General features: G+C 68.5%; 16 protein-coding genes and 1 pseudogene. 8 read left to right on the plus strand and 9 right to left on the minus strand.

Annotation, left to right across the window (positions count from 1 at the left end):
* The first annotated feature begins 214 nt into the window (after positions 1–214).
* Positions 215–2,067, plus strand: a pseudogene (locus tag ACNTMW_RS23975) (IS481 family transposase).
* A gap of 375 nt (positions 2,068–2,442) precedes the next feature.
* Here ACNTMW_RS23975 and ACNTMW_RS23980 read toward each other — a convergent pair.
* Positions 2,443–3,000: a dihydrofolate reductase family protein gene (locus tag ACNTMW_RS23980; RefSeq protein ID WP_426636139.1), complete on the minus strand. Its 558-nt coding sequence runs from the start codon at positions 2,998–3,000 to the stop codon at positions 2,443–2,445.
* Between the two features lie 189 nt (positions 3,001–3,189).
* On the opposite strand from ACNTMW_RS23980, the gene ACNTMW_RS23985 reads away from it, so the two are divergent.
* The 4 genes from ACNTMW_RS23985 (at position 3,190) to ACNTMW_RS24000 (ending at position 5,534) form a co-directional block, all read left to right on the plus strand.
* Positions 3,190–3,438, plus strand: a complete 249-nt coding sequence (locus tag ACNTMW_RS23985; RefSeq protein WP_426636027.1) for a DUF3027 domain-containing protein — start codon at positions 3,190–3,192, stop codon at positions 3,436–3,438.
* A 193-nt stretch (positions 3,439–3,631) separates the two neighbouring features.
* A complete protein-coding gene (locus ACNTMW_RS23990) occupies positions 3,632–4,522 on the plus strand; it encodes an IS5 family transposase (RefSeq protein ID WP_426636028.1) in 891 nt (296 codons plus the stop codon).
* A 251-nt stretch (positions 4,523–4,773) separates the two neighbouring features.
* Positions 4,774–5,196, plus strand: coding sequence for a hypothetical protein (locus ACNTMW_RS23995; protein WP_426636029.1), 423 nt, complete (start codon positions 4,774–4,776; stop codon positions 5,194–5,196).
* Positions 5,193–5,534: a winged helix-turn-helix domain-containing protein gene (locus tag ACNTMW_RS24000; protein WP_405433767.1), complete on the plus strand. Its 342-nt coding sequence runs from the start codon at positions 5,193–5,195 to the stop codon at positions 5,532–5,534. Before ACNTMW_RS23995 ends, ACNTMW_RS24000 begins: the two co-directional genes overlap by 4 nt.
* Positions 5,535–5,655: 121 nt before the next feature.
* Here the strand turns inward: ACNTMW_RS24000 and ACNTMW_RS24005 are convergent, their stop codons facing one another.
* The 7 genes from ACNTMW_RS24005 to ACNTMW_RS24035 all read right to left on the minus strand — a co-directional run bounded on the left by ACNTMW_RS24005 (position 5,656) and on the right by ACNTMW_RS24035 (position 12,161).
* On the minus strand, positions 5,656–6,009 hold the full coding sequence (locus ACNTMW_RS24005) for an HIT family protein (RefSeq protein ID WP_426636030.1): 354 nt from the start codon (positions 6,007–6,009) through the stop codon (positions 5,656–5,658).
* A gap of 174 nt (positions 6,010–6,183) precedes the next feature.
* On the minus strand, positions 6,184–6,927 hold the full coding sequence (locus ACNTMW_RS24010; protein ID WP_426636031.1) for a FadR/GntR family transcriptional regulator: 744 nt from the start codon (positions 6,925–6,927) through the stop codon (positions 6,184–6,186).
* Positions 6,928–7,000: 73 nt separating this feature from the next.
* Positions 7,001–7,576 (minus strand): ricin-type beta-trefoil lectin domain protein, encoded by a 576-nt coding sequence (locus tag ACNTMW_RS24015; RefSeq protein WP_426636032.1) that lies wholly within the window; start codon positions 7,574–7,576, stop codon positions 7,001–7,003.
* On the minus strand, positions 7,465–7,752 hold the full coding sequence (locus ACNTMW_RS24020; protein ID WP_426636033.1) for a cellulose binding domain-containing protein: 288 nt from the start codon (positions 7,750–7,752) through the stop codon (positions 7,465–7,467). The genes ACNTMW_RS24015 and ACNTMW_RS24020 overlap by 112 nt, the downstream gene beginning before the upstream one ends.
* Positions 7,737–9,314: a ricin-type beta-trefoil lectin domain protein gene (locus ACNTMW_RS24025; RefSeq protein WP_426636034.1), complete on the minus strand. Its 1,578-nt coding sequence runs from the start codon at positions 9,312–9,314 to the stop codon at positions 7,737–7,739. Before ACNTMW_RS24025 ends, ACNTMW_RS24020 begins: the two co-directional genes overlap by 16 nt.
* Positions 9,315–9,876: 562 nt before the next feature.
* The gene (locus ACNTMW_RS24030; protein WP_426636035.1) at positions 9,877–11,640 is read right to left on the minus strand and encodes an amylo-alpha-1,6-glucosidase; all 1,764 of its coding nucleotides are present in this window, start codon (positions 11,638–11,640) and stop codon (positions 9,877–9,879) included.
* 32 nt (positions 11,641–11,672) lie between these two features.
* The gene (locus ACNTMW_RS24035; RefSeq protein ID WP_426636036.1) at positions 11,673–12,161 is read right to left on the minus strand and encodes an ABC transporter permease subunit; all 489 of its coding nucleotides are present in this window, start codon (positions 12,159–12,161) and stop codon (positions 11,673–11,675) included.
* A 200-nt stretch (positions 12,162–12,361) separates the two neighbouring features.
* Between ACNTMW_RS24035 and ACNTMW_RS24040 the strand changes: the two genes are divergently transcribed.
* A complete protein-coding gene (locus ACNTMW_RS24040) occupies positions 12,362–13,372 on the plus strand; it encodes a LacI family DNA-binding transcriptional regulator (protein WP_426636037.1) in 1,011 nt (336 codons plus the stop codon).
* A gap of 241 nt (positions 13,373–13,613) precedes the next feature.
* Here the strand turns inward: ACNTMW_RS24040 and ACNTMW_RS24045 are convergent, their stop codons facing one another.
* Positions 13,614–15,596: an alpha-L-fucosidase gene (locus ACNTMW_RS24045; RefSeq protein WP_426636038.1), complete on the minus strand. Its 1,983-nt coding sequence runs from the start codon at positions 15,594–15,596 to the stop codon at positions 13,614–13,616.
* A 645-nt stretch (positions 15,597–16,241) separates the two neighbouring features.
* Here ACNTMW_RS24045 and ACNTMW_RS24050 point away from each other — a divergent pair.
* The gene (locus tag ACNTMW_RS24050; protein ID WP_426636039.1) at positions 16,242–18,665 is read left to right on the plus strand and encodes a ricin-type beta-trefoil lectin domain protein; all 2,424 of its coding nucleotides are present in this window, start codon (positions 16,242–16,244) and stop codon (positions 18,663–18,665) included.
* Between the two features lie 138 nt (positions 18,666–18,803).
* A complete protein-coding gene (locus ACNTMW_RS24055; protein WP_426636040.1) occupies positions 18,804–20,504 on the plus strand; it encodes a family 43 glycosylhydrolase in 1,701 nt (566 codons plus the stop codon).
* The last annotated feature ends 24 nt before the right edge of the window (positions 20,505–20,528 follow it).

Raw genomic sequence — 20,528 nt, forward strand, 5'->3', positions numbered from 1 at the left:
GCAGAACAAAAGAGCGACCCGGAGATCCGCCGCTGTCTCAAGCGCTACACCGCGCGCCGACTGTTCCGGTTGATGGAAACCGCCGCAGCGCTTGACAGGCCATAGAAGCGTCAAGTGGAGCCCGACAACCAGCTATCGGCCGTGTCCGGTCTCAGGACCTGCGTGACACATCGGTATCAGGACCTGGGTGACACTCCGCCGAGTGCTGGTGGAGTTGACCATGACGGAGCAGCGGTACCGCGCTGTGTTGAAGGTTCAGGCCGGGGTGCCGGTGACCGAGGTGGCCGAGCGGTTCGGGGTGTTCCGCCAGGCGGTGCACCGCTGGATCGGCTGGCACCGCGACGAAGGTTTGGACGGCTTAGCGGGCCGGTCGAGCCGTCCACACAGCTCGCCGATCCAGACTCCGCCCGAGGTGGAAGCGGCGATCTGCGAGCTGCGTCGGACCCATCCGCGGTGGGGCGCCCGGCGGATCGAGTTCGAGTTGGGCCGCAACGGCTGCCCCGGTCGTATCCCCTCGCGTGTCACGATCCACCGGGTCCTGGTCCGGCACGGCCTGATCGACGCGGTCCCTCGTCGGCGACGGCGGGAGGACTACCGGCGCTGGCAGCGGGCGGTGCCGATGGAACTGTGGCAGCTCGACATCGTCGACGGCATCCGGCTGGCCGACGGGTCGGAGACCAAGATTGTCACTGGGGTTGACGACCACTCCCGGTTCTGCGTCATCGCCACTGTGGTGCGTCGGGCCACCAGCCGAGCCGTCTGCTCGGCGTTCGCCGAGGCGTTGCACCGGTTCGGGATCCCCGACGAGGTCTTGACTGACAATGGCAAGCAGTTCACCGGCCGGTTCACCAAGCCCCGTCCGGCCGAGGTCATGTTCGAGCGGATCTGCCGGGAGAACGGCATCGTCGCCCGCAACACCAAACCGAGAACCCCGACCACGACGGGGAAAGTGGAGCGGTTCCACCAGACCCTGCAACGCGAACTGCTCGACCATGTCCAGGTGTGGCCGGATCTAGAGGCGGCGCAGGCCGCCGTGGACGCGTTCCGGCACGAGTACAACACCAACCGACCCCATCAGTCGCTGGACATGGCGTTTCCGGCCGACCGGTTCACGCCCCGACCGGTCGACGAGCGGCTGCCGCTGCGACTGCCCACCGCGCTGTCAGCGGCCACTCTCACCGCGCGCACCGACCCGACTCCGGCGGCATTGCCTTCCCCGAGCGCGCCTGTGCCGCCGGCTCCGCTCGTGCTGTCCACCAACGGCGTCGACCCGGTCGACCTGGCCGTGGAGTTCACCCGGGTCGTGCCACTGTCCGGGAACCTGTGCGTATGCGGCCAGCAGTTCTGGCTCGGCCCGACCGGGCCGGCACCACGGTCACGTTCTGGGCCGACACCACCGTCGTGCACCTGCGGGTCAACGGAGTGCGACTCAAGACCGTCCCGTCCCGACTCACCATCGCCCAGCTGCAGCGGCTACTCGCCGAGGACGCCCAACCGGCCGGCCCGCCACCCATCCCCGCCGGTCAGCCCGGCGACCCGATCGAGGTCGACCGCACCGTCAACACTGTCGGCGCGATCGGCCTCGCCGGCCGGCAGCACTCCGTCGGCTACCACTTCGCCGGCCGGCGCGTCACCGTCCGCCTCGACCACGGCCTGCTCCAACTCGTCGACAACGGCATCCTGCGGCGCAGCCTGCCCAACCCCCTCACCCCCGCCGAGACGGCCCGCATCCGCGACGCCCGACCCGCCGGCCCACCACCAACGCCGGCGGTCGAGCCGGTGCGCGTGGAACGGCGAGTCAGCTGCCGGGGCGCTGTCGTTGTCGCCCGCCAACGCATCCACGTCGGTATGGTCCACGCCGGACGCACCGTCGCCGTCGAAGCCGCCGACCACACCTTCCGCGTCTACGCCGGCGACGAGCTGCTCGCCGAGGTTGCGCGGACCGCCACCAGGCCGATCGCCCGGTTCAAGGTCCGCAAGCCCGAACCGCCGCGCCGGCCTCCCGGTCAGCGCACTCCTGACCCTCGAGAATCCGATCACCCTGCCGGGCCGGTGGAGGCAGGCTGAACTCATAGCAACCGGCAAGCCATGGACCGGCGACGACATCCGTCACAACGAGGAGTGTCACCAGCGGTGGATCCTGCGCAGCAACCGGCGCACCAGCGACCCGGACTACACCGAGCAGTGGTATGACGCCTGGCTTCGGTCGTTGAAACGGGACCCCCCATAGGCGTCTCTTCTGGGCCCAGGGCGGAGTGTTTCTCCATGATCAATGTGCGGGACTTTGGGTCCCGCCCTGGAGGCGTCGGCGGGTGAGCCGAGCATGTCGATCAATTAGCCGGGGCCGCCGGTGACGTCGTGGCCGCCGAGAAGGGCATCGACCTCGTCGTAGCCGCTCGGGCCGATGCTGCCGGTGAGCTGGCGGCGATGGACTCCTGTGATTCAGCGCGCGCGGCGGTAGTGCGTGGCCACCGCGCCGTTGCGGAGCGGCTCCGCCGAGATCAGCTCGAGCTGGCGCGTGCCGGGCAGCCCGCCCTGGTGCAGCGTCGGGCCGTGGCCGGCGATCCTGGGATGGACGAGCAGCTTGTACTCGTCGATCAGGTCCAGCCGGTCGAGCTCGGTCGCGAGCTTGCCGCTTCCGAGGAGGACCCCGGCCGGGGTCGCGTCCTTGAGCTTCTGCACGCCCTCACGCAGATCGCCGGCGATGTGGTGGCTGTTGGCCCATGGGAAGTCTTTGCGCGTCGACGACACCACGTACTTGGGTTTGGCCTCCAGCTTGACCGCCCACTCGCGCATGGCCGGCGGCGCCTCCTCGTCGCCGCGGGCGACGGCCGGCCAATAGCTCTCCATCATCTCGTAGGTGACGCGACCCCACAGCATTGCCCCGCCCTCGTCCATGAGACGGGTGAAGAAGGAGTGCGTCTCGTCGTCGGCGATCCCCTCCTGGTGGTCGACGCAACCGTCCAGGGTGAGGTTGAGGCTGAAGATGAGCAGTCCCATGGCCGGCGAGTCTAACGCCACTACGGCGTCGACCCAGGCGGACGTCGCGTCAGCGAGCTCGAGGTACACGCGCCCCGTCTCGTTGAAGTCATCGGTCTGGACGAACCTGCGCTCGCTCGCGGGCTTCGCCAGGTCGACACCCACATCCAGGGCGGGTCCCAAACTCACGCCCAATGAACCCGCCGGAAGATGCCGGGACCCAGACTCCCGCCCAACCGGGACCGCTACTCGCGCTCAGAGCCAGACGCCGAGTGCGGCGGCTGCCGGTTCTGGGTCGCGCTGCACGGACACCTGGGCCGCGACTACGGCGCCTGCACGAACGCGGACTCGCCCTTCGACGGTCAGGTCCGCTTCGAGCACGACGGCTGCGCCGCCTACGCCGACCGTGAAGACGGCTCATTCGGGCAGCTTGAAACCGGATCCAGGAAGATCGTCTAGCCGGACGTGTCATTCACGTCCCGAGACTGATCTGTCACCCATGTCCTGAGTGCCTGTCTGGGATCTGAACCTCTGGATCGATCGGAGACGATCCTCAGTGTCGATGCCCGGCGTGTCGAGATGACAACAGGCAGAGCTCTTCGGTAGGTGCACTGGCGACCAAACCAGTTGTGCCACAACCGAAGAGCCCCGCATGAGTTTCTACCTGGTCGCCGGTGTCAGCGCACCTACCGACCCGGCGGATGCGTCCGCGCATCTGTCCACTGCCCGGCCCCGCCGCTACCCCTCCGATACCAGCGACGCCGAGTGGGCGGTCCTTGCTCCGCTGGTACCGGCCGGCGGGCCAGGCCGCCAGGGTGGACGCCGACCGACACATTCGCGCCGCGACATCATCGACGCGATCCGCTACATCGCCCACAACGGGTGCGTGTGGCGGGCGCTGCCGGCGGACTTCCCGCCCTGGCAGACCGTCTACGACTACCACGCCCGGTGGATCGCCGACGGCACCATCACCCGGCTGCACAACGCGTTACGTGACCAGGTCCGCCATGTCGAAGGCCGCGACCACGATCCCACTGCGGCCATCATCGATTCCCAGTCCGTACGCGCCGCCGAGACGGTCGCCCGCACCAGCCGCGGCTACGACGCCGGCAAGAAGGTCAACGGCCGCAAACGTCACCTTGCTGTCGACACCATCGGGCTGCTGCTCGTGGTGATGGTCAGCGCCGCCTCGGTGCAGGACCGCCACGCCGCTCGCATAGTGATCAACGCGCTGCGTGCGTGTCAGCGCCAGGTACGGATGGTCTGGGCCGACAGCGGCTACAACGGCACACTGGTCACCTGGGCGGCTACTCTGACGATCACCGTGCGGATCGTGGCCAAGCTCGCCGGTCAGATCGGATTCCGTGTGCTGCCTCGCCGCTGGGTGGTCGAGCGGACCCTGGCCTGGATCAGCCGCTGCCGACGCACCGTCCGCGACTACGAGCGCCTACCCGCTCACCACGCCGCCATGGTCCACTGGGCGATGATCATCGTGATGACCAGACGCCTGGCACGCCATCACCCAACTACCGCCACGGCATGAGATCCCAGACAGGCACTGAGACTCGACAATCAGCTATCGGCCGTTGTGACCCGACAACTGATGTACGACAGAACTCCGTCAGTTGAGGTGCGACACCGGCCAGGGAACTAGGCAAACGAGCCGTTGCCGCCTGAACGTACGGATCTGACGATGAGTGCTTGCCCCTGCATCGGCTCACCGTGTCAGCTGGCGCAGCTTCCCATCCCGGCATCGACTTGCCAATACGGCAAGTATATGCCAGAGTGGTATGCATGGATGACGAGATGACGCCCGAAGCGGCCCGTGACGCGATACGCTCCGCCGCCAGCGCGTCTCAACGGCTGCGGGCACGAGCGCGCTGGGCCAGCACAAAACTCACCGTCTTCGGGGTCGGCATCGGTCTGGTCACGGCTGCCGTCGGTCTCACCGAGTCGAAGCTGTTGAAGAGCGCCGTCTTCGTGGCGTGGGGGGCCCTGGCCGTAGCCATGACAATGTGGGAACGCCGCCGCCTCGCCCACCTTGCCGGCACACGCCAGCGCATCAGCCCGTACTGGGCTGGCAGCTTTGCCTTCTACGGCGTAGCGCTGGCAGCGGGCACCGACAAGACATTGGGAGACTTGACATACTGGCTGCCCGCCAGCGCAATAGTCGCACTGCCCATGCTCATCGGAGCGTTGCGGGAGCGGCGCGCATGAGCCACGGACGCGACAGTGACGCCGGGTGTGCGGGAGGCCTCACCCATCCGCGCCGCGATCTGGACGAGCTGCTGACCCACGCGGTCCGGTTCTCGATCGTCGCCGCGCTCGCTGGCGTTCAGCGCGCTGAGTTCGCCGCGGTACGCGACAGCGTGGAGATCAGCGACGCGATGCTCTCCAAGCAGGTGGCACTGCTGGAGAAGGCGAGCTACGTCCACGTCGAGAAGGGGCGCGTCGGCCGGCGACCGCGTACCTGGCTGTCACTGACCGGCGAAGGGATAGCGGCGTACGAGAAGCATGTCGCGGCGCTGCGAGCCATCGCCGGGCTCGCCGACTGACGCCAGACCGACCACATTGCCGCGATCCGCGCGGCTGTCGCAGATCAGTTGACGGACGCGTGTCGCACATCAGTCGACGGAGGACATCAGCTATCGGCCGTGTCGTACTCCGCTTGATGCGCTACATCGTGGCTTCACTTGATGCGTAACAGTCTGCCAAGGGCTGGTCGTGTTCGAGGTAAGGCCGCAGCCGTTTACACAGCTTGACGACGGCTGTCATTGGACCGCGAGGTGCGCCGGCCCATCGATCGCCGGTCATCCAGTCGTACTGGGCCGGCGTGCCGGGGTGGCGGACGAACACGTGTTGATGGAAGTGCGCGAAACTCATGCCGACGATAGCCGAGAACACGAAGTTGACGCCCAACTCCTTCCGCAAGCCCGAGGCGGCTCGCCTGACGGTACGGCCGATCGCTTCGGCCTCAGCGTCGCTAAGGTCGGCGAGGTGCTGGCTTTGGAGGCAGCCCTCGCCGGACACCGGCTGCCCGCGGTACCGGACCGGCGCCCGGTCGCATCGCCGCGCCACCCCGATCGTGGTCCTGACGCAGCGGCCCCCGCAGGACGCCCACCGCTGGCCCGCCACGCCGGCGGCACCGCCCCCGCCCGACGGCTCGCGCTTCTGATCGCGCCGGCGTAGCCGGGCCGCGACCGGTCAGCCGACCGTGGAGAAGATCCGCTGTTGGATCTCCCTGCGGTAGTCGTCCAAGGCGTTGTCGATGTGGATCGCGGCCGCCTGGGCCGCACCTTCCGGGTCACCGGCGCGGATCGCCTGATAGATGGCGTCGTGCTCGTCGACGGCCTTGGCGGCATGGCCACCAACCGAGCCACGCAGCCCGATAAGAGTGGATTGTGCCTGCAGCCGGCGCGCCTCGCGCACCGCGATCTGGAGAAACATGTTGTGCGAGGCGGTGGCGATACTGGCGTGGAACGCCTCATCCCCCTCGCTGAACAAGTCTTCGCGCCCGGTTTCGAAGCCACCGCGGCACATTTGCGCCGCCTTCTCGATGGCCTGCAGCTCGGCGGGGGTAGCCCGTCGCGCGGCCAGCCGGCTGGTCTCCATCTCCTGCGTCCGGCGAAACTCGAAGAGCATGTAGACGTGGTCCAGGTCGGTGGGGAGGAAGAAGTGCGCCCACCGCCCGGCACCGAACATTCCCTCGTCATCGGCGACGTAAAGGCCGCGGCCTTTCTCGGCGCGAACCCGGCCGAGCGCCGAGAGAATCTTGACTGCCTCGCGAACGACGGTGCGGCTCGTGCCCAGTTGTCGGGCCAGCTCGACTTCGGTGGGCATGCGGTCACCGGGGCGCAGGCGTAGCTGGGCGATCAACTCCAACACCCGCTCGGCGGCCACCTCGTAGCCCGGCCGGTATCCGCGTTCCGCGCGCTCGGTTTCCGTCACGGCCGCCCTCCGCAGATCAAGCCGATGGATGCGACTCATTGGCGTCCATATGTACTTGCGTCGAATCCTAGCCTCAGCCTCCGACGCGCGGCAGCCCATGCCCGCAGATCCGGGCACCCGGCGGCCCAGCACCCCGGCTTCGGCCACGAAATGAGTCCCGCGGGCGCCGACACCGCAGCCTGACACTGCCGCTCGGGTGCGCCCACCGCGGTGGAGCGGACGGCGCGGCCCCGCCACCGGACCTGTGCCAGGTTCGGGGCCGGACCTCGCCGGTTACCTGGCCCCGAAACCGATCAGTTGCGCAGGCTCCACTGCTGGTTCGACCCGCCCAGCAACCGTACAGCTGGATCAGCGTCCCGTTGCCGGTCCCGGAACCGCTGGCGTCGAGGCACAGCCCGGACTGCACTCCGGTGATGGCGCCGTTGGGGTTGACGTTCCACTGCTGGTTCGGCTGGCCGTTGCAGTCCCAGATGATCACCCCAGTGCCATGGGTCGTGCCGCCGCCCGAGGCATCCAGGCACTTGTTCCCGTATACCGTCAACTGCCTGTGATGCCCTGACCGTTGTTCAGGATCCACCGGACGGTCCACCCGTTGATCGCCGAACTGCCGGCCGTCACCGTGACCTCGCCCTGGAAGCCGCCGGTCCACGAGCTGACCGTGCGGTACGTCGCGCTGCACGCGCCGACGCGTCGGCCACCTGCCGTCGCATCGCGGCGTACCTCCTGGTCCGGCGCCACCGCGGTGGCCGCCGCGGTGGTCCGGTGCAGCTGGCGGTGGCGGGTGCCGTGCCACCGCGGTCCGGCCGGGTTCAGCTGCGGCTCCATTTCTGGCTGGCCGCCCCGGTGCAGTCCCAGATCTGGGTACGCGTGCCGTTGGCCGTACCGTTGCTCACCAGATCCAGGCACCGGCCGGAACCGACCGCGGTGATGGTGCCGTCGGCGTTGAACCGCCACTGTTGGTTCGCCTGGCCGTGGCAGTCCCAGATGATCACAGGTGTGCCGTTGGCGGTGCCGGCGTTGTTGACGTCGAGACACTTGCTGCCGTAGACCCGCAACTCCTGGGCGCTGGTCGAGGTCCACGACTGGTTGCTCTGGCCGTGGCAGTCCCAGATGATGACCGCGGCGCCGTTGGTCTGCGACGCACCGTTGACGTCCAGGCACCGGTTGGCCGGGGCGCTGCGGATGGCCGACGTGGTGCTCGGCGGAGGCGTGCCACCGCCGGAGACCAGGAACATCGCGGCGCCGTGCGCCGGCACCGACGCGCTGATCGCGCCGGTGGACGTGGAGTCGGTGTGTGCCCACAGGTCGCGGACCGTGTACGACGCGGCGCTACCGAGACCGAGCGCGGTGGCCGTGGTGGACACCGTGGCGGTGTTCCCGCCGCGGTTGAGCAGGACCGTGGCCACCGCACCGGTGGACATCGGCTTGCGCCAGACCTCCAGGTCACCACTGTCACTGATCTTGTAACCCTGCCTTCCACCCCAGTCCTGGTTGACCGCGATGACTTCGGTGTTGGTGAGGATAGCCCGGGTGGCCGCCGACATCGTGCGGATGTCGTTGCCGGCCAGCAGCGGCGCGTTCAGTAGCGACCACAGGCTGAAGTGGGCGCGGGACTCGGTGTCGGTGGGACCGTTGCCGACCTCCAGCATGTCCGGGTCGTTCCACGCGCCGGGCCCGGCGTACGTCTCCTTGCCGACCTGCTGGTCGAGGATGCCCATGATGGAGTTCCAGTTCCCGGCGATGTCGCCGGTGTTGCGCCACGAGTTGCCGACCCCGGCACCCCAGGTCCAGACGTTCTCCTGGCCCCAGTTGCAGAGACTGAACAGGATCGGCCGACCGGTGGCGGCCAGCGCGTCCCGCATCGCGGTGTAGCGCTGCTGCGCGCTGCGACCCAGGTGGTCGCCGCAGTTGTCGTACTTGAGATAGTCGATCCCCCACGACGCCCAGAGGTTGGCGTCCCGCTGCTCGTTGTTGATGCTGGCCGGGTAACCGGCACACGTCGTGGTCCCCGCCGAGGAGTAGATGCCCAACCTGAGGCCCTTGCCGTGGACGTAGTCCGCCAGGGCCTTGATGCCGCTAGGGAACTTCTGCGGATCAGCGACCAGGTCGCCGTTGGCATTGCGCTGCCGGGTGGACCAGCAGTCGTCGATGTTGACGTACTGGTACCCGACCGCCGCCATGCCACTGGACACCATCGCGTCGGCGGTCTGCCGGATCAAGCTCTCGTTGACGTTGCACCCGAACGAGTTCCAGTCGTTCCAGCCCATCTGCGGCGTGCGGGCCAGGCCGTTGTTCAACGCCTGCGCCGGCGGGGCACCCGCGAGCACCGCCGCGCCGACGGTTGCGGCGAGCAGAACGGGGAGCAGTAGGGCGGCTTTTCTGAGCATGTGCACTCCTCGCCTGATCGGGGCCGTGGCCTCCGTCGAACGCGGCCCGGACGGCCTGGTACCCGGCCCGGCAGCCCGGGTAGGCGGTGATGATGCGTTTCCGGCTGCCCGGCGCCGGTGCCGGTGGGTTCCGCACATCGCGCTTTCCCCACGTGCAGTGGGTGGTCTGCTCCGGGGCGACGTGCGGGTACGACCTACACGTCGGGGTTCCCCAGACGCCGCAAGCCGCTAATGAGATCCGACATCGCGCCAAGCCGGCTCGATCAGCCTAGGTCGATGAGTCTGAAGCCGTCAAGTGAAGTTCATCGATGGAGTGCGCGCTTCAGGTGATCCCGGAATCGCCCGCGTTCTCCGGCCGTCCCGGCATCGCGCCCCCGGTCGGGAACGGCGGGGCGGCGGTCGAAGCGGGAGTCGTCCGCGCTATTTCGGGGACCAATGAGTCATACCTATGGCCAACGCCGGTCTAGGTCCGGCTCGCAACCTGACCCGGGCGCACGGAGGGCCGGCGCTGTCCCGGTCCCCCAGCCCGGTGGGGTGGCTGCTGCCCCGCGGATCACCACGTTCAGACCGCTGGTACGGGCGGGCGCTGGCCCTCTCCGGCGGCGCCCGACTGAAGGCGACGCCGCTGGTACGCGGCGGCGAGGATCAGGTAGCCGCTGGCGGTCCAGGTGTAGGCGCGGTCCCGCAGGCCCGCTCCGGTCAGCGCGTCGAAGTTCTCGGCAAACCCGGACCGTTCGCACAGTGTCCGGAACCGACTGCTGATGTCGTCGGCGAGTGCGGTGAACCCGCCGCGGCGCAGCCCGTCCTCGATCAGGACGGTCGCTGGGGCCCAGATAGGACCACGCCAGTAGCCGTCGGCCTGGTAGTGGGGTGAGGTCGGCAGCTCGGTGGCCAGCCCGTGGGGCGTCAGGTGGCAGTGGAGGCGGCCGACCAGCGCCTGCAGTATCGGGTCGGGCAGTTCGTCCGCGAGCACGATGGGCATCAGGTCGAGCAGGCTGGCGCTGGTCCAGGTGTCGTCGGTGCCGGCCGCCCGGGCGGCGAACTGCTCCCCGCTCCACAGGTCCACCAGCGCCCCGCAGATCCGGTCAGCGGTCCGGCTCCAGGCCACCGCGTCGCCGGGGAGTTCCAGCTCGCCGGCGAGGTCCGCGAGTTGCCGCAACTGCAGGACGAGGTACGCGGCCAGGTCGGCCGATTCGACCACGCGTCCGGGGTCGAAGGTGGTGGCGTTGTCCCAACCGCTGTCGTTGCCGTGCTGGTAGTGCGGGAGCGGGCGGCCGGGCACGCGGCGGGAAATGAGCCAGAAGCGGGTCCAGCCCTCCAGCATCCGGTAGGCCCGGAGCATCTCGGCCCGCGGTAGCGCCGGGATCTCCCGGCGAAGCCGGCGCAGGGCCCAGCCGTGGATGGGCGGTTTGACGAAGTTGTAGAGGACCTCGGAGTGCGCGACGGAGTCGGGCAGGGAACCGGAGCTGTCCTGGTGGTCGAAGGGCAGCAGAAACTGGTCCCAGGCCAGCTCCGGCTGCCCCGCGGCCAGGGCGAGCGCGTTGAAGCAGTGGTCCCAGCTCCACACCTTGTCCATCCAGTGCTTGGACATCAGCACGGCCGGTCGGGTGACGAATCCGGCGGGACGGACGGTTGCCGACCACAGCACGTAGGCGGCCAGCTCGGCGGCTGGCGTCTCGACGGTGCGCCAGGGTGCGACCGCGTCCGCGTACCGGGAGAAGTCCGCGGCCGCGGCGGCAGCGACCTGGTCGAACGTCAGGTCCGCCCGGTACGGCGGGCGGGCGGTGCCGTACTCCTCGATGGCCAACTCCCAGGCGCCCCCGTCAGGGCAGGTGACGGCCCGCTCGACGGTGCCCAGCTGCTGCTCGCCTGTTGCGGTGACCGGCGAACCCGCTACCGGCGTGACGCGGTACCGCCGGCCCGTCTCGTACAGGGTGAACAGGTACGACCCGTCCACCGGGTCGTGCAGGAAGTAGGGCCCGGAGAACGGCGTCAGGGCAGGTCGGGCGGCGGCGATGCCCAGACCGAGCCCGGCGCCGCGGACGCGTACGGTATCGACGGATTCGTAGGCCAGCTCGATCCGGGCGTCGCCCCGCGCCCAGGTCAACCGGGATGGTTCGGCGGTGATGGTGGTCTCCACCCGCGCGCCGCCGGCCTGCGGGACCAGCCGCAGCACCGGGTGCATTCCGGTCTGGTGCGATACGAGATGGACGTCGTCCGCGTAGGTCTTCTCCGCGATGACCGGGGAGAAGCCGAACCAGGATCCGCAGTAGCTGAACGGAATCTCCCGTATCGAGAACTGCGGGCCGGGTCGGGCGACGGGCATGGTGAGGCTCGCTTTCGCTGGTTTCGGTCCGGTCAATCCCTGAGTGCACCGGCGGTGACACCGGCGGCGATGTAGCGTTGCGCGACGACCAGGAGCACGGCCGCGGGGACCGATGCCACGACGGCGGTCGCCATGATCGCGTTCCACTGCTGGTTGTTGTTGCCGATGTACTGGTAGATGCCCAACGTGATCGGTCGCCGCTCGCCGCCGCCATCCAGGGTGGACGCGGAAACTAAATCCGACCAGGCCCGCAGGAAGGCGAACAGGGCGACGGTGATGGTCGCGTTCCGGCCGACCGACCAGAACGTGCGCAGCGTTCCCGCGCCATCCACAGTGGCCGCCCGGGTGTGCTCCTCAGGAATCGTCGACATGAACGCCTCGAAGATGAGCACGCCGAACGGGACCGCGATGGTGGCGTCCGCGACGAGGAGGCCGGGCAGCGTGTTGATCACGCCAAGGTGCGGGTAAGCCGTGGTCGAATCGATTCGAACGAATCTAAGCTCATTTCCAGCGTCGGTCAAGACGTGGCGCAGCCCGGAAAGGCTAGATTAGGCCGGTGATCAGGTGGTCGCCCGGATACCGGAGATTGACAGCTATTGGTAGGTGACCTACGTTTGCCGAATCGGTTCAACAGCTCGGAGCCCTGAGCGCGGACGCCGGGTCCGCTAGGGCAAGCTGCCCACAGGCACGACCACGCCCGAACCGATCCGAGGAGTGCGGCATGAACATCGGCGAGATTGCCCGCAGAGCCGGCGTATCCCGCAGCACCGTGTCCTACGCCCTCAGCGGCAAGCGGACGGTCTCCGAAGCGACCCGGCGACGCATCCAGGCCGTCATCGACGAATCGGACTACCATCCCAACGCCGCCGCCCGCGCATTGAAGGAAGGCCGCACCCGCACCCTCGGGCTCGTCATCCCGCCGGCCAGCCTGCGCCTGACCGACGTTCAGCTCGGCTTCGTGGCCAGCGTCGTCGAAGCCGCCGCCCGGGTCGACCTCGACGTGCTGCTCTCCCCCTCCGGCGGCGACCACGACCGGTCCTTCGAACGGATCGTCACCGGCCGCCGGGTGGACGGCGTCATCCTGATGGAGATCCGGCTGCAGGACGAGCGGGTCGCCCGGCTGCAGCAGAGCGGCCTGCCATTCGTCACCATCGGCCACACCGCCGACCCGCACGGCACCTGCTGGGTCGACATCGACTACGCCACCCTCGTCACCCGGTGCGTGCACCACCTCGCCGACCTCGGCCACCGGCACGTCGCCCTCATCAACCGCTCCGCCGAGCTCGTCGCCTCCGGTTACGGCCCGGCCCACCGCGCGCTGACCGGCTTCCGCCACGGCATCGGTCAGCGCGGGCTGACCGGAGTGGACATCTGCTGCGCCGACGACCCCGCCGCCGGTGAGGCGTGCCTGGAGCGGCTGCGCACCGAGCACCCGGACATCACGGCGATCGTCACCATCAACGAGGCGGCCCTCCCGGGCGTCCAGCGCGCCGTCGAGGGCGCCGGCATCGCCGTACCCCAGGACCTGTCGATCACCGGCGTCCTCGCCCGGCACTGGGCCGAGGGCTTCCGCCCGCCGCTGACCGCCGCCGACGTGCCGACAGAGATGGGCACGCAGGCGGTCAACCTGCTCCTCGAACGCATCGCCACCCCCGACACTCCACCCCAGCACCTGCTGCTGACCCCACCCATCTCGCTGCGCGCCAGCACCGGCCCCGCGCCGGGCCGGTAGCCCGCAGGGGCGAACGCGGCGGACGAGCCGGCGGCACATCGGCCGGTCCCGCACGCCCACATCCGCCACGCCGGTCCCAGGAGTCACCCATGGATCCCCGTTCCCAGATCGGCCGGTGCGGGGGGCGGGACCCGCACCGGCCCACCGGCGCGAGGACGGCGCCCAGTCCGACTGGACCTGGTTACGCCCGGCCGTCTTGGTGCGGTAGAGCGCCTCGTCCGCCCGGAGCGCGGCTGGCAGGTCAGACGGCGGTCATGGTCCATTGGTTGTTGGTGCTGCCGTTCGGCGCCCACAGCACCACCGTGGAACCGACGGTGGAGTCGCCGGCGCCGTCCAGCGCGGTGCCGGTGCCCCGGTTGATGATCTGATAGCGGCCGTTGCCGAGACTGTTGAGCCGCCACTGCTGGTTGTTACCGCCGTTCCACGGCGCCTGCATGGCGGTGGCGCCGTTGGCGCTGTTACCCCCGCTGTCGACCACCATGCCGTTGGTGCGGTTGACGATGCGGTAGTAGCCGCCGCCCAGGTCCACCAGTTGCCACTGCAGGTTGCTGCTGCCGTCCCAGTTCCACTGCTTGAGCCGCGAGCCGGACGCGACGCTGCCGCCGCTGTCCAGGACCAGGCCGGTGGTGACATTGGCGATCCGCACCCAGCCGGTGCTCGGGCCGCCGCCACCCCAGGCGGGGATCTGGCCGGCGAAGGTCAGCTTGATCACGTATGCCAGGGCGCTGAACGGGGCGTTGGCCGACGGCAGGGTCACGTGTAGGCCGGCGCCGTCCTGACTGCGGCTCGGCAGGTCGATGTACTGTCCGGCGTTGGGGCCGAGCAGCTGCACCGAGACCAGCGTGCTCAGGTTGATCTGGTTGGTGCTCAGGCTGGGGATGTTCAGCGTGCTGCCCGGCCAGCCCAGCACGGTGGCGTACAGCACGGTGTTGTCCTTGTTGCGGGTGAACCGGATGTCCTGGCTGGTGCCCTCGCGGGGGGTGGTGAACGATCCGCCACCCATCTGGGTCGGGCCCTCACCGTGGATCGCGAAGACGCGGGTGGCGTAGACCGACTCACCGAACCGCTTGAGCTGGTCACCGATGCCGCGCAGGACCGCCTGCTGCCCGGCCGGGATGGTGCCGTCCGCCATGGGGGCGATGTTGAGCACCATGGTGCCGCCCTTGCTGACCCGGTCGATCAGGGCGTGCAGCAGGGCCTTGGTCGAGTAGTAGCCGATACCCTGGGTGTAGCACCAGCTGGAGCTGGAGATGCTGTCGTCGGTCAGCCAGTACGGGGTCTGGATGCCGGCCGGGCCGCCGCGCTCGAAGTCGTAGACCTCGCCGCGGTTGTTGAACCCGTCCTTGTACGTGGCGACCACGTCGGCGTTCCAGGCCACCGCCTTGTTGTAGTAGTAGGCCAGGAACTCCAGCCGTCGCGCCTCCGGGATCGCGCCCAGGTTGAAGTCCTGCCAGATGATGTCCGGCCGGTAGCCATCGATCACCTCACGCAGCTTGTCCACCCACAGCTGCTGCTCGGCGGCCGCGCCGAGCTGGCCGTACAGCTTCTTGAGGCTGCTGTCCGACTGCGCCGGCACCGCGCTGTAGTAGCCGGTGAAGTTGTAGGCATGGTGCAGCGACACGAACAGCCTCATCCCCTTGGCGCGGATCGCATCGGCGTGCAGCCGCAGCATGTCCAGCTTCGGCCCCTTGGCCACCGAGTTCCACTCGTTGACCGTGCTGTTCCACTGGGAGAACCCGTCGTGGTGCTCGGCCACCGGCCCGGCGAACCTGGCACCCGCGTCGACGAACAGCTGCGCCCAGGCGTCCGGGTCCCAGTTGCCGCCGGCGGAGACCAGCTTGGGCGCGTACTGCACCCAGTTGCCGGCCTTGTCGCGGGCGCCGTTGATGAAGTTGTGGTACGGCCACCCGGACGGATCGCCGTACACGCTCTTGTGGTGGTTGTTCTCCGCCGAGTTGGCGATGTACATGTTGCGCGGGTACCACTCGTTGCCGAACGCGGGGACACTGTAGACACCCCAGTGGTAGTAGATGCCGAACTTGGCATCCTGGAACCACTCCGGCGCCGGCGGGTGCTGGTCCACCGAGGCCCAGGTCGCGGCGTAACTCTGCGGACCGGCCGTGGCCCAGACGACACCGGCCCGCGACAGGCCGGCGGTGACCGCGCCGACACCTACCGCAGCGAGCAGGCGGCGACGGCTGACGGGGAAGGATGACGACGACATGGCGGGTAACCTCCCGGGTACGGGATGCAGGGCGGTTGGTGGGTGAACGGCATCCGGCGGGCGGGCCTGGTGTTTCTCCCTTCTCACCCGACGAGGGCGGCGCACGACGTCGAGAGTGCGAAGAGCCGCCGTGCTGTGTTGCCGTCCGTCGATCGCGGTAGACCGCGCGCATACCGCCGACTGCCGGCGGCCGGCCGGGCGGGATCGCGTTCCGGACAGGCGATGTCACCGCGTAGTCATAATTACGTCCATCAATTCGTTGCCAGTCAAGTCTCCAGGCCCGCCTAATTTTCCGGTCCGCGATCCGAGATTTCCTACCCTTACGCGCCAGTGGCGGCCGTCAGCCGCTGATCACTGCGCGATGGCCACCCGGGCCAGCTCGGACATCGACACACTTCACTTGACAGTGTCAGACTCATCGACTTACGCTCGTCGAACCGGTTCGACGTGGGAGCGGACAGGCAGACCGGGGCTCATGGGTCGCAGCCGCGCGCGCCGTACGCATGCGACCACGGCGGCAACTGGTCAGTCGCGGGATCTGGCCAGTGCCGCATCGGGCGATGGCCGCACGGAGCCGCCAGGCAATTCGCCGGTACGCCCGCCCCGTGAGCGGTCATCCGACTACTCGACTCTTGGGGGTCTCTCGTGCGGTTGTTCCCGACACGTACCGCCCGGCTGCCGCTGCTGGCCGGTCTGGCCACCGCGGCGTTGACCGGCACGGCAGCCGTTGTGGTCGTCGCCGGTTCAGCGGTCGCCGCCACGACCACGCTGTACGCCTCCCCCTCCGGCACCGGCAACACATGCTCCTCCACCGAACCGTGTCCCCTGGCCGCGGCACAGGCGGCCGTGCGCTCCCTGACCGGTGGCATGTCCGACGACATCGTGGTGCAGCTGGCGGACGGGGTGTACCGGCTGACCACGCCCTGGCGGCTGACCTCCGCCGACTCGGGCACAGGCGGCCATACGGTGCGGTGGCAGGCCGCACCATCAGCGCAGCCGACCATCAGCGGCGCGAAGAGAGTGACCGGATGGACGGTGGCCAACCAAGCCAGGAACATCTGGCAGGCCAGCGTGGGAGCCGGCCTGGAAACCCGGCAGTTGTACGTCAACGGCACCGTCGCCACCCGGGCCCGTGCCCAGGTCAACCGGTCCGACTTCACCTTCACCACCACCGGGCTGCGGTTCACCGCCAGCAGCCTCGGCTACCTCAACAGCCTGGCCAACCAGAACCGCGTCGAGGTGGAAAGCGTCAACTCCTTCACCGACCGGTACTCCCCGGTCCAGAGCATCGGCGGCAACGTCATCACCATGCAGCAGCCGGCGTGGAACAACAACACCTTCGGGTACGACACGTTCAGCAGCCCGTTCCGGGCCGGGCCGATGTACCTGGAAAACGCGTACGAGTTCCTCGATTCACCCGGGGAGTGGTACGTGGACACGACCGCCGGCATCCTGTACTACATTCCCCTGTCCGGTCAGAACATGACGAGCGTGGACGTGGAGTTCCCGCTGCTGCAGTCGCTGGTCCACGTCGGCGGCACCTACACGGACCCGGTCCACGACATCGCCTTCTCCGGCATCACCTTCACCGGCACCAGCTGGCTGGGGCCAAGTAGCAACCAGGGCTACGCCGACCAGCAGACCGGCGCCTACCTCGCCGGCACCTGGGACCGCCCCAGCGACGCGTTGACCTCCTGCCAGTCCGGATGCCGGCAGTTCGAAGCCACCCGCCCACGCTGGTCGCAAATGCCGGCCGCGGTACAGATCTCAGCCGCCAACCACATCACCTTCGACAACGACCAGTTCGTCAACCTGGGGCAGAACGCGATGGGCATCGGAAACGACGCCAACGCCCACGCCACCGGGGTCGGCCTGGGCGCCAGCGCCATCACCGTCACCCGCTCGGTGTTCACCGGCGACTCGGCGAGCGCGATCGTGGCCGGCGGGGTCCAGGCCGACGCCCACCACCCCGGTGACGCCCGGATGACCAACCGGGACATCACCATCAGCAACAACTCCGTCCACGACATCGGCATCGACTACCGGGGCATCACCTCGTTCCTGCCCACCTACGTCACCAACGCCGTGATTTCACACAACGAGATCTACAACATGCCCTACTCCGGCCTGTCCGCCGGGTACGGCTGGGGCGCCAACGACGCAGGGGGCAGCAGCGACTACGCCAACCGCGGCCTGTACAACTATCAGCCCCGCTACACCACAGCCACCACCGCGTCCGGCAACCAGCTCACCGGCAACTACATCCACGACGTCATGCAACAGATGAACGACGGTGGATGCATCTACACCCTCTCCGCCAACCCGAACGCCGTGATCAGCGGCAACTACTGCCTGCGCACCAACGGCTTCTTCGGACTCTACTTCGACGAAGGATCCCGCTACTTCACCGCTGGCAGCAACGTCTTCTCCGCCACGGGCGTCTGGTCCACGGCGAACGCCAACAGCTCCAACAACACCGGCAACCTCACCGTGACGAACAACTGGACCACCAACGGCACCACCTGGATCGGCGACGGTTCCCGCGGCAACTCCGTCACCAACAACACCGTGGTAACCAACAACAACTGGCCCTCCGGAGCCCAGAGCGTCATGGCATCGGCCGGCATCCAACCGTCCGGCGGCCCGTCACCCACCACGACGCCGCAGCAGCCGGCGGGCGGCCGACAGATCGTGGGGGGCCAGTCCGGCCGCTGCCTGGACGTGCCGAACTCCGCCACCACCAACGGCACCCAGCTGCAGCTGTGGGACTGCGGCGGCAGCGCCGGACAGCGCTGGACCACCACGGCCAGCAGGCAGTTGACCGTCTACAACGGCAGCAAGTGCCTGGACGCCAGCGGCGCCGGTACCGCCAACGGCACCAAGGTCATCATCTGGGACTGCAACGGCCAGCCAAACCAGCAGTGGAACCTCAACGCCAACGGCACCATCACGGGCGTGCAGTCCGGACTGTGCCTGGACGCCACCGGCGCCGCCACCGCCAACGGCACGCTCGTCGTCGGGTGGTCCTGCAACGGTGGGACGAACCAGCAGTGGAGCCTGCGCAACTGAGCCGACCGAGATCGACTAACCCGAATTCGTAACTGCCAGGTCAGGGGGCAGACCGTGAATCTCCGACTCTCCCGTCCGGCCAGGGCGAGGACCAGGCTTGTCACTGCGTTGGTCGGAGTCGCCGGCCTGCTCTGCGTCATGGCTCTGGTCCCGTCGTCCGCCAAGGCCGACAATCCCATCATCCAGACGATCTACACGGCCGACCCGGCGCCGCTGGTCCACAACGGCCGGGTCTACCTCTACACCGGACACGACGAGGACGGCTCCACGTGGTTCACGATGAAGGAGTGGCGGGTCTGGTCCTCCGCTGACATGGTGAACTGGACCGACCACGGCTCCCCCCTGAGCCTGGCCAACTTCAGCTGGGCGAGCGCCAACGCGTGGGCCGGCCAGGCCATCTACCGCAACGGCAAGTTCTACTGGTACGTCCCGATGACCAACCGGGCCACCGGCGCCTACGCCATCGGGGTGGCCGTCTCGAACAGCCCTACCGGACCCTTCACCGACGCCATCGGACACCCGCTTGTCGAAAACGGCCAGATCGATCCGACGGTCTTCATCGACGACGACGGCCAGGCCTACCTGTACTGGGGTAACCCCGACCTGTGGTACGTGAAGCTGAACGCCGACATGATCTCCTACTCCGGCGTTCCCACGAAGATCCCGCTGACCACCGCCGGGTTCGGCACGCGTACCGGAGACGCCAACCGGCCCACCCTGTTCGAGGAAGGCCCGTGGGTCTACCGGCGCAACGGCCTGTACTACCTGGTGTACGCCGCGAAATGCTGCTCCGAGTTCATCGCCTACTCCACCGCCCCGAGCCCCACCGGGCCGTGGACCTACCGCGGGACGATCATGCCCACGCAGGGCAGCAGCTTCACCAACCACCCCGGTGTCATCGACTTCAACGGCGGCTCGTACTTCTTCTACCACAACGGGGCGCTGCCGGGTGGCGGCGGCTTCACCCGTTCCGTCGCGGTGGAGAAGTTCAACTACAACCCCGACGGCACCTTCCCGACGATCACCATGACCACGACCGGCGCCCCTCAGATCGGGGTCCTGGACCCGTACGTGCGCCAGGAGGCGGAGACGATCGCCTGGGAGTCGGGCGTGAAGACGGAGCGCTCCAGCGAGGGCGGCATGAACGTCGGATCCATCAACAACGGAGACTGGATCAAAGTCAAGGGCGTCGGCTTCGGCGCCGGTGCGGCGTCGTTCAGCGCCCGGGTGGCCTCGGCCACCAGCGGCGGCCGGATCGAGGTTCGCCTCGACGCCGCCACCGGCACCCTGGTCGGCACGTGTACCGTCCCGGGCACCGGCGGCTGGCAGACGTGGGTGAGCGTCTCCTGCCCCGTGGCCGGCGCGACCGGCACCCACGACCTGTATCTGAGGTTCACCGGCGGCAGCGGTGACCTGTTCAACGTGAACTGGTGGCAGTTCACCCCGACCGGTGGGGGTCCGACGCCCACCACGCCACCGACCACCACACCGCCCACCACCACACCACCGACCACCACACCGCCTACCACCACACCACCGAGCGGCGCCGCCTGCACCGCGACGTACCGTACGACCAGTTCGTGGTCCGGCGGATTCCAGGGCGAGATCACCGTGACGGCAGGCAGCCGCGCCGTCAACGGCTGGACGGCGACGTGGACGTTGAGCCCCGGACAGAGCATCACCCAGCTGTGGAACGGCACGTTGACCACCAGCGGCTCGTCCGTATCGGTCGGCAACGTCTCGTACAACGGCTCACTCCAGGCTTCCGCTTCGACCACGTTCGGTTTCCTCAGCAGCGGAACGCCGTCCACCCCCACCATCGCCTGCACAAGCCCGTAACCATCGGCGGTTCCCGGCAATCAG

Origin of the sequence: Planosporangium spinosum (assembly GCF_049999945.1) — a bacterium.
Classification (GTDB): Bacteria; Actinomycetota; Actinomycetes; order Mycobacteriales; family Micromonosporaceae; genus Planosporangium; species Planosporangium spinosum.